The organism is Rhizobium sp. AC44/96 (assembly GCF_001692185.1).
GTDB lineage: Bacteria > Pseudomonadota > Alphaproteobacteria > Rhizobiales > Rhizobiaceae > Rhizobium.
Genome location: NZ_LXKO01000013.1, coordinates 58,998 through 72,420, shown reverse-complemented (window position 1 = coordinate 72,420; position 13,423 = coordinate 58,998). Strand labels below are relative to the sequence as shown.

Genomic DNA, 13,423 nt, shown 5'->3' with positions numbered 1-13,423 from the left:
CCTTTACCTAGACGCGCTGAAAGACGGTGTTGGAGACCTGCTTGAGAGGCAGATCGATACCCGCGATGGATTCGGAGTGGCCGATGAAGAGATAGCCCCCTGTTAAGAGGCGATCGCACAGCCGTTTCAACACCAGCGCCTGCGTCTGCTTGTCGAAATAGATCAGCACATTGCGGCAAAAGATGATGTGCATCCCGTCGCCAACGGGATAGCTGTCGTCCATGAGGTTCATGCGCGCAAAACCGACCCTGGCACGCAGGGCCGGAGAGATCCGCACCTCCCGGCGCCCTGGTTGCTTTGCGGTCATGACGTATTTCCGCATCAGGTCACGCGGCACGGGATGGACCATATCTTCGGAATAGATGCCGAGCCGCGCCGTGTTCAGAACGTCGGTGCTGAGGTCCGTTGCAAGGATGCTGTAGTTGAGGTCATTGCGACAACCGACGAATTCCTCGAGCACCATGGCCATGGTGTAAGGCTCCGCGCCAGTCGAGCATGCCGAACTCCAGGTGCGCAGTGTGCGGATGCCGGTGTTCGCCAGCGCCGGCAGGGCCACCTGCTGCATGTATTCGAAATGACGCGCTTCCCGGAAGAAGTCTGTCTTGTTGGTCGTGACCGCGTCGATCAGATAGACGGTCTCATCCTCGAGACCGTCTTCCTGAAACAGGAAATCGCAATAATCGTCGAATGTCGCATGGTTCGTCGCCCGCAGACGGCGGCGAAGCCTGCCTTCCAGCATCGTCAGCTTCGTCGGCGGCATCTTGATGCCGCTGTAGTCGTAGATGAACCGCGAAAGCTTATCGAAATTGCGCTTGCTGATCCGGTCGCCGACCAGTTGGGTTTCCACTGCTGCCATACTCATTGATAGCAATACTCCAGCTGGTCCGCTCAGGCGGCCGATTGCAAGACAGAGGCATCTTCGCGCGACAACAGCCGCGCGAGATCGACGATGACGACGAACCCGCCTTCCCGACGAACGACACCCGCGATGTAATCGGAGCGCCAGCGCACGCCGATATCCGGCGCCGCCTCGATCTGGTCACGCCGGAATGGCGTGACCTCGAAGACGCGATCTGCGACGAGGCCGAGCGTGAGCAATCGGCTGTCCATCGGAATATCGAGGACGAGAACCCGCGTATGTGGCGTGGGCACTGTCTTCGACATGCCGAGTTTCAGGCGCAGATCAATGGTCGGCACGCCCTGGCCGCGCACGTCGCGGAGGCCAAGGAGATAGTCAGGACCATTTGGAATCTTGAAAGCTTCCGCATAGTCGAGGATTTCCCGCACCACCTCCACCGGCACGGCGAAGATCTCATCGCCGAGGCTGAAGGTCACGAACTGCGCTTCCAGGGATGCCGTTGCCATATTATGCGCTTTCCTTGAAATCGGCGTCGCCGTCATCAGGGCCGCCCATGGACATATCAAGTGCGAAGCCCTTGGCGCGTGCCTGCTGAGCCGAGACCGTGTTGGCAGGTGCCTTGGCAGTCGCCGGCTTGCGAGCGGCGGCCGGAGCCGGGCTGCGGACGCTGACGCGAGCAGCAGGCGTACGGCTCTGGCGGCTGCCGGCCATGTCGACCTTGAAGAAGGCAATCGAGGTCTGCAGTTCTTCGGCCTGGCTTGCCAGTTCCTCTGACGTCGCGGACATCTCTTCCGATGCGCCGGCGTTCTGCTGGGTCACCTTGTCGAGCTGCTGGATCGCTTCGTTGATCTGCGAGGCACCGATGTCCTGCTCGCGGCAAGCGGCGCTGATTTCGGAGACCAGTTCTGCGGTCTTGCGGATATCAGGTACCAGACGACCGAGCATGTCGCCGGCGTCGCTGGCAGCCTTCACCGTGTCGCTCGACATGGCGCTGATTTCAGCGGCGGCCGACTGGCTGCGCTCAGCCAGCTTGCGAACTTCCGAGGCAACGACCGCGAAGCCCTTGCCGTGCTCACCGGCACGCGCTGCTTCGACAGCCGCGTTCAGAGCGAGAAGGTCGGTCTGGCGAGCGATTTCCTGAACGATGCCGATCTTCTCGGCAATCGTGCGCATCGCGTTGACGGCACGCGAAACCGCATCACCGCTTGCTTCGGCGTCCTTGGCGGACTGACGGGCGATCTTCTCGGTCTGCGCCGCGTTGTCGGCGTTCTGCTTGATGTTGGAGGCCATTTCTTCCATGGCGGCAGAAGCTTCTTCGGCGGACGCGGCCTGTTCGGTCGCACCCTGGGAAACCTGCTCGGAGCTGGCCGAGAGTTCCTGGCTGCCGGCGGAGACGTTTTCGGCGGCGGAAAGTGCATCGGCGACAACGCCGCGCAGACGTTCGACCATCTGTTCCAGGGCGATGCCGAGCGTATCCTTGTCGGAGAGAGGCTTCGGCGAGACCGTGAGGTCGCCGTTGGAGATCTGGTTTGCAATGCCGGCGGTGACGCGCAGGTTGCCGGTCATCGTGGACATCGAGTTGACGAGATCGCGGATTTCGTCGTTGCTCTTGTGGTCGATGTTCTGATCGAGGTCACCGATGGCAACGGCGTCAGCAAGATTGACCGCACGCTTCAGACCGCGCGAGATGTTGAGCGAGATCCAGGTGGCGCAACCGAGCGAGAAGACGATCAGCACAACGGTCATCGATACCAGGAGGAAGCGAGAGTTGGCGTACTGAATGTCGGTCGCCTGATCGGTTTCGTTGACATTGCCGGAGATCGTTTCCGTCATGTCTTCCATGACCTTCAGGGCCTTGTTCATGACGTCGCGGCCTTCACCCATCGTGAGGGTTGTAGCCTGAGCATTGGACTCGGTCGTGTTCTGGGTCGAGAGATCAGCAATGCGCTTCTGGATCGGCGCATAGGTCTCGTAGAGCGACTTGAACTGGTCAGCCTGGGCGCGAACATCAGGATCTGCGGAGGCTGCGAGCTTCTCGGTCAGATCCTTGATGTTGCCCTGGCGATCAAGCAGCGACTTCACGAAACCGGCAATCTCGGTCGGGTCGGAGTTCAGGATTGCGTTCTTTTCGGCGCGAACCGTACCGTTGAACATTTCGCTGAGCGAAACAACGTTCTTCAGGTCCTTGATCGGTTCGTCGACCATCTGCGTGATCGCGGAGTTCAGAGACGAAAGATTGTAGATCGCGAGGCCTGCCATCGATCCGCTGAGCAGGATGACGGCGGCGAAGACTAAAGCTAGCTTCAGCTTTATCGTAAAGCGCATGAGTAGACTCCAGAGACTTGGAACGCTTGGGCAAGATTGCCCGGTAGATGGGTGTGGGAGGGAGAAGGAGATAAAGAGCCGTACATCTACTCTTGCGTGAGCGGGTGGCGGTGCCAGCCACGCTTCCAACGTTTACATCCGTTGGCATCTGCGGTGCCGCGGCCAGTCGCCTGGCCACGGCGTTGTCACTGATCAGGCGCTTTCGCGGAAGTCGTCGTCGCCGGCATCGGGGCCGCCCATCGACATATCGAGCGCGAAGCCCTTGACGCGTGCCTGCTGGGCCGAAACCGAGCGGGCATGTGTGTTGTTGTTGCTGCCGAAGGCGGGCTTGGCAGGGCGTGCGGCAGGCTTCGAAGCGGTGTTTGCCGCAACCTTCCGGACGCCGGTCTTGGTGCCTGCGGTATCGACCTTGAAGAAGGCGATCGAAGCCTGCAGTTCCTCAGCCTGGGCAGCCAGTTCCTCCGACGTCGCCGACATCTCTTCCGATGCGCCAGCGTTCTGCTGTGTCACCTTGTCGAGCTGCTGGATCGCTTCGTTGATCTGCGAGGCACCGATGTCCTGCTCGCGGCAAGCGGCGCTGATTTCGGAGACCAGTTCGGCGGTCTTGCGAATGTCAGGCACCAGACGGCCGAGCATGTCGCCGGCATTGCTTGCTGCCTTGACGGTATCGCTCGACATCGCGCTGATTTCAGCGGCTGCCGACTGGCTGCGCTCAGCCAGCTTGCGAACTTCCGAGGCAACAACCGCGAAGCCCTTGCCATGTTCGCCGGCACGCGCTGCTTCGACCGCTGCGTTCAGAGCGAGAAGATCGGTCTGACGAGCGATTTCCTGGACGATGCCGATCTTCTCGGCAATCGTGCGCATGGCATCGACCGCACGCGAAACGGCTGCTCCACTCTCCTCGGCATCCTTCGCGGACTGGCGAGCGATCTTTTCTGTCTGAGCCGCGTTGTCGGCGTTCTGCTTGATGTTGGCAGCCATCTGCTCCATCGAAGCGGAGGCTTCTTCGGCGGATGCGGCCTGTTCGGTCGCACCCTGGGAAACCTGCTCGGAGCTGGCCGAGAGTTCCTGGCTGCCGGCCGAGACGTTTTCCGACGCCGAGAGCGCATCGGCGACAACACCACGCAGACGCTCGATCATCAAGTTGACGTTGCCGAGGAGCTCGCCGATTTCGTCACGGTTGGTGATCTCGGCAGTCTTCGTCAGGTCGCCTTCGGCAACTTCGCGAACAGCGGTGTTGGCGCGGGCAAGACCCTTGCTGATCGTGTTCGCGATCCAGAAAGCGGTAATGGCGGCAATCAGCGTAGCCACCGCAGCGGCAACAATGAGCGTCAGACGGGTCGACGCATACTGCTGATCGGCGCTGTCGTCGGCTTCCTGCATCTTCTGCTTCTCAACGACGAGCATGCCGTCAAGCGCACCGTCCATCTGATGGGCGAACTGGCGTGCGTCGCCAACGGAAACAGCGGTGGCGCCATCCTTGTCGCCAGCCTGCAGCAACTGCCTGATCTGGTCGTCGGCGGCGATGAACTTCTTGGCAATCGCCTCGATCTCGACCCAGCGGGCGCGATCTTCCGATTCCGCGATCGCGATAACCGATGTCAGCGCCGTGGTCAGGTCGTTGCGAGCGGCATCGCCACTTTCAAACGCGCCCTTCATTTCCTTGTCGTCACGGGCAGCGACGAGGTTCTTCTGCTGGCGGATAACCTCTAGCTCGGCAATGTTTACGGCCTGCGTCAATTCCAGGCGTGCGGCTGGCCCTGCCAGCAGTTCACCCAGCGTGTCGTTGATCTTGCCCAGGCTAAAGATGCCGTAGGCAGCGGTGCCCACGAGCATGAGGATAATAAAGGTGAACGCGGTCACCAGCTTTGTCTTGATCGTCAATCGCATAATAAAAACCCCTTTTTATTCGACGACGCTTCAGGCGGCGGATCCCGAAGCATCGTGCCGAGCTGAAAAGATTGCCTGCAGGTTGGGGAGAATGATGAATTCCCCTCCTCGCTTGACCAGGCAGTTGATGTAGTCGGGACGCCAACGCATTCCGACGCTTGGTGGCGGCTCGCTTGCGGTCCTCGCAAGCGTCGTCACCTCGTTGACCTTGTCGGTCCGAAGCCCGACGAGCGTTGTCTCGCCTTCGATATCGATCTCGATAACGATGATGCGGCTGTCAATGGTGGCTTCCGTGCCTTCCATTCCGAAGGCCAGGCGAAGATCGGCAAGGGGAATGACCTTGCCGCGAAAGTTGATGACGCTGGCGACGAAGGGCTGCGCACCCGGCACGGCCGTCTCCGGCAGCAGGTCCAGGATTTCCTGAACCATGACAGCCTCGAGCGCAAAGGTCTCGCCGTTCATGTCGAAGGTCAGGACCTCCACTTCATCGGCGTAATTCCAATGATGATCGATCTTTTCGACTGCCGCGCTCATCCTGCCACCCGCATCTGTGTTTCCTGTTGCTGACCGGCGGCCACGAGGTGGCCGACGTCGAGAATGAGGGCAACGCTGCCATCGCCAAGAATGGTGGCGCCGGAGAAGGTCGCGACGTCGTTGTGCAGCTTGGACATCGACTTGATGACCGTCTGGTGGTCGCCGATGATCTGGTCGACCACGAGGCCGACGCGTTCCGTGCCCGTGGAGATGACCACGACCTTCTGATGCACATCCGGCTTGGTGCCGGTGCGGAACAGATCACGCAGGCGCAGGAAGGGAACGAGGCTGTCTCGCAGCGAAATGAAGCTGCGACCGCGCGAACGCAGATCCTCTTCCAGCGACAGCTCAAGGCATTCCTCGACCGCCGAGAGTGGGATCACGTAGCGACCGGAACCGACCCGCACCAGGAGACCGTCGATGATGGCCAGCGTCAGCGGGATGCGGAGCGAAACCTCGGACCCCTGCCCCGGCACGCTTTCGATGTCGATCGCGCCGCGAAGGGCCTCGACCGTCTTCTTGACGACATCCATGCCGACACCGCGGCCGGACAGGTTGGTGATGGCAGCGGCGGTCGAGAACCCCGGCGCGAAGATCAGCTGCAGCAACTCGCTGTCGGACAGCGGCTGGCCGGGCGAAATGAGGCCGGAGGATTCAGCCTTTGCACGCACTCGCTCGCGGTTGATACCGCGGCCGTCGTCCTTGATCGAGATGATGACTTCGCCGCCGGCCTGCCGGGCGGACAGTGTCACGGTACCGGCTTCGAGCTTGCCTGCCGCCAGACGATCCTCGGGCGTCTCAAGCCCATGGTCGATGGAGTTGCGCACCAGATGCACCAGCGGATCGGCGAGCCGCTCGATAACCGTCTTGTCGACTTCGGTGCTTTCGCCCTCGGTCACCAGTTCGATCACCTTGCCGGTCTCGCGGGCGAGATCGTGAACGAGGCGGCGGAAGCGCGAGAACAGCGTTGCCACCGGCACCATGCGCAGCACCATCATCGTGTCGCGAAGCTCGCCGGACAGGCGCTCGATTTCTTCCGACACCGAACGAAGCGCAATGTCGGTGCTGGCGCCTGCGAGCTGGCTGAGACGGGACTGCGCGATGACCAATTCGCCGACACGATCCATCAGCTCGTCCAGGCGCTCGGCCGGGACGCGAACATTTTCGGCGGCCTTGGCCTGACGCTGGTCGTTAGCAGCGGCGGCATCGCGCTTGACGGGAACCGCTTCCACCGGCTTGAACTCCGGCACGGCGGCGGCAACAGGCTGGACCGGGACAACCGGCAGCGTCGCAACGGCAGCGGTGGGAGCAGGCGTAGCCTTGGCCTCGGCCGCGGCAGGCGCTGCGATTTCCTGAACATCCAGTTCCATGTCGTCCATCACGAAGATGAAGACGTCATCGATCGCTGAGCGGTCCTGCTCGCTGGTGAGCACGACGTCCCAGGCGACGTAGAGTTCCGTTGGCACGAGTTCGTCGAGCGGCGGAATGCCGGCGGTATTCGCCCGCACGCTGCATTCGCCGAGATCGCGCAGTTCATCAAGCAGGCCCAGCGGATTGGTGCCGTTCGCCATCGCGTTCGAAGGCAGGCTGAAGCGGATGCGCCAGGTGGTCTTCTTCTTGGCCTCTGCGACCGGCGCAGCAACGGCGACAGGTGTGACCGCAGCCGCCGCAGCGCCAGTGGCTTTCTCGCCAACCGCAGCCTGCAGCTGCGCCAGTAGCTTCTGCCCGGTGTCGCCATGATCGGCGTCCGGCTGGTCGACGAGCGCGCGCATATGATCCTGAGCGGCCAGAACGGCGGCCACGAGTTCCGCCGTTGCCGGCACCTCGCCCTTGCGAACGCGGTCGAATGCCGTTTCGCAATGGTGCGTAAAGGCCGCAAGCGCATCGAATCCGAACATCGAGCCCGAGCCCTTCAACGTGTGAAGGCCGCGGAAGACCGCGTCGACAAGATCCTTGTCGTCAAGCTGGTGCGTCAGGTCGAGAAGACCGGCCTCGATCGTTTCGAGGCATTCCGCCGCTTCGGTGCGAAAGACCGCTACAGGGTCGAGCGTACTCATCTGCCTAATACCTTCCTGACGATCTTCACCAGATTTTCCGGATCGAAGGGCTTGGTCAGCCAACCGGTCGCGCCGGCGGCCTTGGCGCGCGCCTTCAGGTCGGCGTCGGATTCCGTGGTGAGGAAGATGATCGGAACGCCGGTGTGTGTCGGCAGCTTGCGCAGTTCCTCGATCATCGTCAGGCCGTCCATGACCGGCATGTTCAGATCGGTCACGATGAGGTCGAAGTGCGCCGACTTGGCAGTCGCAAGCCCCTCCGCGCCGTTGACCGCTTCCGTGACGGAGTAGCCTGCGTTGGTCAGCGTGACCTTCGTGGTCAGACGAATGCTTGCGGAGTCATCGACAGTCAGAATGTTTGCGCTCATAGCGTCACCTCTTTATGCAACCAGAATTTTGTGTCGTCGCCGTTGAACGCTTCAATGAAGCCTGCGCGCTCGAGGACTTTAAGGACGTGTCCCTTGGCCGGAGCACCAAGCGCGAGCGTCTTGTTGGCCGCTTTGGCTTGGCGTCGCGCGGATTCGACAAGCTGAATGAAGCTCAGATCCGCTTCGGCATTTTCAGGAATATCAAGAATAACGGAATTGTTACTCGAGAAAGATTCAGTAATTCTCTGCTTCAAATCTGAAACGTTTCTAATACTTAGAACGTCAGGCAGGGAAATAGAATCAATATATTGTCCACTCGCACTCAACTCAGCCTCCTGGGACGGAGAAATACTTTTTCGACCTAAAGACGAATCTCATGACAGCCTTAACGACGAGTAAAATTCGGTTGTGGTGGAATGCAATTACGACGAGTCTGGACTCCCCGAATTCTTACCCGGGAGAACTTATAACGAGGCACACTCACATTGGAAAAAAGCTTTTATAAGCAGCATGTTAACGCGAATAAACCATGTTCGGCGCCGAAAAGGGCCGCGTTTTCATGCTCCGTTAAGCACAACGCCTGCGAGTCCGGTTCCGTTTACCTGACGTTTCCACACCGCTCCTAAAACTGACGCGGAAATTGCCAGTGTTATAAGTAAAGGAAATAACGTGACAAACGGGGCGACATCGGCACTAACCGCATTTCAGACGTCGGGATCGAGCATCAGCGAGACGCTCGAATCTGCCAGAAGTCAGGTTGAGGCACGCTTTCTCGAAGGCGGCACCGTGCTGCTGTCGGTGATGGATGTACTCAACCGCCTGTTGAACTCCCTCGACAGCATTTCCAAGGCACTGGACACCAACGAGTCGAGCGATACGGGCGCGGATCTGCGCTCGACCGTAAAGAGCCTCACCGACCTTCCAGGTGTAGAGAGAGCCCGCCAGGGCGCGCTTTCTTCGCTGGCAGAGACCAGCTACGCCTTGCGCAAGCACGTCGCCGACATGCAGGAGACGATGCGCTACCTGCGCACCTTTGCCGTCACCGTGAAGATCACCGGCGCCGGCCTGCCGGAATTTGCCGGCTTCGCCCAGGAAATCCTGGAACGCATTTCCTCGGGGACCGAAGAGGTCAACGGCTTCGCCCGCCACCTCGAAAGCCTGGAAAAGGACGTCAAGACCGCCCTGGCGTTCGGCACCAATATCGCCCTCAAATACTCGGAGACCGTGCCTGAGGTCGCCAAGGCATTGCATGACGACGCCCGCAAGATCGCCGACCACCGCCAGCATCTCGCCGCGGTCGCCCGTGATGTGTCCGCCGTTGCCCGCGGCATCCAGAGCAAGGTGGCTTCTACGCTGTCGGCCCTGCAGATCGGCGACATCACTCGCCAACGCATCGAGCACGTGCAGAGCACGTTCGAACTCCTCGAAACATTCCTGGCTGGCGATGAAAGCGCGAGCCTTGACGGCGACGCGCGCAAGCGTCTGCAGAACGTCATCCACCATCTGACCGCCGCGCAGATGAATGACATGTGCAAGGACTTCCACAGGGATTCACAAAACGTCGTCAAGACGATCGCGAGCTTCAGCCATGATACGCAGGAGATCATGCGGCTTCGCGACCAGATGAGCGGCGGAGGCGGCGGCAACTTCATGCGCGCCCTGGAGACCAGCGTCTCGGCCGCGCACGAGATCGTCAAGCAGGTCGATGCCGCCACGCAGCAGGCAGACCGGGTCGGTCAGTCGACGCTCGGCACGGCCGCCAGACTTCTGCAGAGCATCGGCAACATCCGCGCCGTCAAGACCGACATTCACTACATGGCCTTGAACACCAACCTGCGCTGCAGCAGGCTGGGCGAGGAAGGCAAATCGATCAACGTCGTCACCGCGGAATTGCGCATCTTCGCCGGCAAGCTGGACGATTCCGCCGATGCTATCGTCACCGGCCTTCCCGCCCTGGAAGCGGCTGCCGGCAACGTCGTGCCGACCAACGGAAATGGTTCTGGCGGCCTTGCCGAGGATCTGACCTCGGCGGTCAGCAACATTCGCTCCGCTGCCGACACCATGGAAGACGAACTCAAGATCCTGTCGGAGCACGGTCGCGAAGTTGCCAGCAAGATCAGCCTGTTGACGTCAAAGCTGGACTTCCAGAGCGACCTTGGCGACGTTCTGGCGCAATGTGCCGACGTGCTTGAAGAGATCGCCGGGGCAGAGATCGCCGATATCTCCGACATCGCGGAAGCCGTCGCTCCGCTCGATAAGAGGATATTCAAGCTCTACACCATGGCGCAGGAACGCACCGTGCATCGCGATATCGTTCCAGCGACTGAAGAGGCGGCAACGCAGGTCGAGGAAACCGCCAGTGCAGCGGCCGAGGACGACGACCTCTTCGCGGACGCGCTGTTCTAAGGATCAGCGGCGACGACGGAACTTGTTGGCGGCGTCGATCGCCGCCTTCTGCTGATCGTCGTTGATCCCGAGGTAGAAATCTTCCAGCGCCGGATCAGCGAGGCCGGCGCGGCGCGACAGCACATACCATTTCGCGGCTTCGACAGGGTCGGGCTTGGTGCCCAGTGCATTGATATAGAGATGGGCAAGCTTGTTCTGCGCAACGACATTTCCGTCGTTGGCGGCAATGCTCAGCCACTGGAAGCCCTTGACGAAATCTCTGGGCCCGTTGGTCCCGTTGACGAACCAGACTCCAAGATCGACCTGCGCCGTATCAAACCCGGCATGCGCGGCACGGGCCATCCACTCGCGGGCAAGCTGCTTCTTTTCCTGTGGCAGATCGGGCAGCGCCGAATAGATCTCGGCAACGGCATATTGCGCATCGGCAATGCCCTGCTCGGCAGATTTCTCGTAGTAAGGCAGGGCAAGCTTCAGGCCTTTCGGGCCGGGGTTGTCCGCCGTGAGGATCTGCCCCCAGTTGAACTGTGCCGACGGGTTGCCGGCATCCGCGGCCTTGCGCATGTACTCATCCGCAAGTGCCTTGTCGCGTTTGACGATCCTGCCCTCCATGAGAATCAGGGCGTACTTGAACATCGCCGCGGCATCGCCGCCCTCGGCAGCCTTGCCGTACCAGAAGGCGCCATTCTTGACATCGCGCCGGACACCCAGACCGCCGGTCAGAAGTTCAGCAACAAGCGTCTGAGCGGCAGCGTCTCCGAGCTGGGCACGCGGCAGCGCCAGATCCATCGCGGTCAGGTAGTAGCCGCGCTGATAGGCGCCATATGCCTCATCGACTGGCCCCTTGTAGTCTTTCTCCGGTGGCAGATCCGGCAATTTTGCGCCCATGCGGTCGAAAACGCCGACGCCGGTCGATGGCACAGTGCCATCAGCCTGAGGGCGGCCGCTCTTCAGCGCCCCCTGCGAACCGGACAGCGGCCGTGTGACAACATTGTCGACCGTCTGAGCCGACACGTCATGCGCAATCGCCGCCACGGCAACGGCGGCGGCAAAAGTGGAAATGCGCAAATAACGGCTCATGATCGGCATGGGCGGGATATCAATCCTCAAACCGTGGCGCTTTTTCGTCCAAAAGCGCATTGATTTCCGCGACGATTGCCGGCGCACGCGCCGGCTCCGCAAATACCGCAAGCCGCAGCGCCACGAACTCGGCGCCGGTCTCCGCGACGGCAAGCGCCGACGCCGGATCGGTGCCACCCATGACGATGCAGGGAATCTCGATCATCGATGCCCACCACTCCGCAAGCGCCAGATTCTTCGGGTGTGCTTCCGGCTTGATGTCGCCTTCGAGCTTTCCGAAGAAGATATAGTCAGGCCGCTCCTCGCCGATTTCGAGCGCATGGTGCCGGTCCGCCGCATTGCCGCCGCCGACGATCAGCTTGTCGGCATATTTGTCGATCGCTTCGGCAATCTCCGTCGCGGGGCCGGTGAGATGCAGACCGTCGGCCCTCGAACGACCGACGACGCGGCTGTCCCCCGCGATTAGAGCCGCCGCTCCGGCGTTCTGGATCAGCGGCACCAGCTTCTCGGCATGTTTCTGGAACTCGCCGTCGTTGAGACCGTATTGCGGCACGATCACGGAGGCGACGTCGCCACCCTTGAGGGCGTCGGCGACGATCTTTGCCTGTTCGTCCGCGTCGGCGATCTCAGGAACGATCAGAACTAGGCGGCAGCGGTTTGCAGGTTCGGCCATGAACTCTTTCCATTTGCAGCGGATTTCGCCGCTTCCCGGCCGCTCCGCACTCGTCTTGTGTGAGTAATTCCGTTAGAGGGGGCTGGCAAGGGGAGGATTTCAAAAGCATGCCGCAAGACCTGTCATTCTACTACGCCGCCGTGCCTGCCGTCCTGCTTGTCGGCCTCGCCAAGGGCGGCATGGGCGATGCGCTTTCACTCATCGGCCTTCCGATTTTGGCCCTCGTGGTCTCCCCGGTTCAGGCAGCCGCAATCCTTCTGCCGATCCTGGTTTTCATGGACATGATCTCACTCGTCGTCTGGCGCAAGCATGGCGACAACGCGACGCTGACGATCATGCTGCCGGGCGCGATCGCCGGCATAGCACTTGGCTGGGCCACATCGGCCCTCGTTCCCGGAAATGTTCTCCGCGTCGTGATCGGCGTCGTGACCATTCTCTTCTGCCTGCGCTATTTCTGGAACAACTTCGGGCCCGGAGCAGGAAAGGCCACACCGCCCCATGGTCAACGGCCGCTGCTTGCCACCATGTGGGGCACGCTATCGGGTTACGGCAGCTTTGTTGCCCATGCCGGCGGCGCGCCGTTCCAGATCTACGCCTTGCCCTTGCAGCTGCCGCCGCGGGAATATACCGGCACCAGCGTTCGCTTCTTTGCAATCCTGAACGCCGTCAAGCTTGTTCCCTATTTTGCACTCGGCCAGCTCGACACGCAAAATCTGGCGACCTCGGCGACCTTGCTGCCGTTTGCTCCACTCGCCACCATTGCCGGCGCATGGTGCGTGCGGCGCATGAAGCCGACGATCTTCTATCCGTTCATCTATGCGATGGCGCTGATCGCCGCCATTTTGATCGCACGCGAGGGCCTCGGATTTTAACTATCTGCAGTTTCGTTGCGCCGCACAATTTCCTTGCCGGATCGAGCTCTTTCACGTAGCTTTCGCTCATGTCGAACGCGGATCCCTTTACTGCGATTGCCGACCCACACCGCCGCTTCCTGCTGGAAGAATTGCGGCGTGCACCAAAGACCGTGAATGAACTGGCCGTGGGCCTGCCGATCAGCCGCCCCGCCGTTTCCCAACACCTCAAGGCATTGCTCGATTGCAACCTTGTCTCGGTAACCGCTGATGGCACAAAGCGAATTTACGCCGTCAACAATCGTGGTTTCGACCGGCTGAACATCTGGCTTGATCAATTCTGGGCCTGACCTCGTCTCCTGAAACGAAAATGCGCCAGTTCCATT

Annotated in this window: 13 protein-coding genes; 3 read left to right on the top strand and 10 right to left on the bottom strand. The window is 60.9% G+C overall.

What is annotated here, in order from left to right; all coding sequences use genetic code 11:
• Positions 1–7: 7 nt before the first annotated feature.
• The 8 genes from A6U87_RS12585 to A6U87_RS12550 all read right to left on the bottom strand — a co-directional run bounded on the left by A6U87_RS12585 (position 8) and on the right by A6U87_RS12550 (position 8,356).
• On the bottom strand, positions 8–862 hold the full coding sequence (locus A6U87_RS12585) for a protein-glutamate O-methyltransferase CheR (RefSeq protein ID WP_065691606.1): 855 nt from the start codon (positions 860–862) through the stop codon (positions 8–10).
• Between the two features lie 26 nt (positions 863–888).
• Complete coding sequence (locus A6U87_RS12580) at positions 889–1,365, bottom strand: chemotaxis protein CheW (RefSeq protein WP_065691605.1); 477 nt, start codon at positions 1,363–1,365, stop codon at positions 889–891.
• Position 1,366: 1 nt separating this feature from the next.
• Positions 1,367–3,184, bottom strand: coding sequence for a methyl-accepting chemotaxis protein (locus A6U87_RS12575; protein WP_065691604.1), 1,818 nt, complete (start codon positions 3,182–3,184; stop codon positions 1,367–1,369).
• Between the two features lie 192 nt (positions 3,185–3,376).
• Positions 3,377–5,074, bottom strand: a complete 1,698-nt coding sequence (locus A6U87_RS12570; protein WP_065691603.1) for a methyl-accepting chemotaxis protein — start codon at positions 5,072–5,074, stop codon at positions 3,377–3,379.
• Positions 5,075–5,104: 30 nt separating this feature from the next.
• A complete protein-coding gene (locus A6U87_RS12565; RefSeq protein ID WP_056820852.1) occupies positions 5,105–5,608 on the bottom strand; it encodes a chemotaxis protein CheW in 504 nt (167 codons plus the stop codon).
• Positions 5,605–7,665: a chemotaxis protein CheA gene (locus A6U87_RS12560; protein ID WP_065691602.1), complete on the bottom strand. Its 2,061-nt coding sequence runs from the start codon at positions 7,663–7,665 to the stop codon at positions 5,605–5,607. Before A6U87_RS12560 ends, A6U87_RS12565 begins: the two co-directional genes overlap by 4 nt.
• Entirely contained in the window at positions 7,662–8,030 is a 369-nt protein-coding gene (locus A6U87_RS12555; protein ID WP_065691601.1) for a response regulator, read from the bottom strand. Before A6U87_RS12555 ends, A6U87_RS12560 begins: the two co-directional genes overlap by 4 nt.
• Positions 8,027–8,356, bottom strand: coding sequence for an STAS domain-containing protein (locus A6U87_RS12550; RefSeq protein ID WP_244499479.1), 330 nt, complete (start codon positions 8,354–8,356; stop codon positions 8,027–8,029). Before A6U87_RS12550 ends, A6U87_RS12555 begins: the two co-directional genes overlap by 4 nt.
• Positions 8,357–8,699: 343 nt before the next feature.
• Between A6U87_RS12550 and A6U87_RS12545 the strand changes: the two genes are divergently transcribed.
• On the top strand, positions 8,700–10,436 hold the full coding sequence (locus A6U87_RS12545) for a methyl-accepting chemotaxis protein (RefSeq protein ID WP_065691600.1): 1,737 nt from the start codon (positions 8,700–8,702) through the stop codon (positions 10,434–10,436).
• A gap of 3 nt (positions 10,437–10,439) precedes the next feature.
• On the opposite strand, the gene A6U87_RS12540 is transcribed toward A6U87_RS12545, so the two are convergent.
• A complete protein-coding gene (locus A6U87_RS12540; RefSeq protein ID WP_065691599.1) occupies positions 10,440–11,522 on the bottom strand; it encodes a tetratricopeptide repeat protein in 1,083 nt (360 codons plus the stop codon).
• 10 nt (positions 11,523–11,532) lie between these two features.
• A complete protein-coding gene (locus A6U87_RS12535; protein WP_065691598.1) occupies positions 11,533–12,186 on the bottom strand; it encodes a thiamine phosphate synthase in 654 nt (217 codons plus the stop codon).
• 107 nt (positions 12,187–12,293) lie between these two features.
• Here A6U87_RS12535 and A6U87_RS12530 point away from each other — a divergent pair, with 107 nt between their 5' ends.
• Both A6U87_RS12530 and A6U87_RS12525 read left to right on the top strand, forming a co-directional pair.
• Positions 12,294–13,058, top strand: coding sequence for a sulfite exporter TauE/SafE family protein (locus tag A6U87_RS12530; protein WP_065691597.1), 765 nt, complete (start codon positions 12,294–12,296; stop codon positions 13,056–13,058).
• A gap of 68 nt (positions 13,059–13,126) precedes the next feature.
• On the top strand, positions 13,127–13,387 hold the full coding sequence (locus A6U87_RS12525) for a helix-turn-helix transcriptional regulator (protein WP_065691596.1): 261 nt from the start codon (positions 13,127–13,129) through the stop codon (positions 13,385–13,387).
• Positions 13,388–13,423 lie beyond the last annotated feature (36 nt).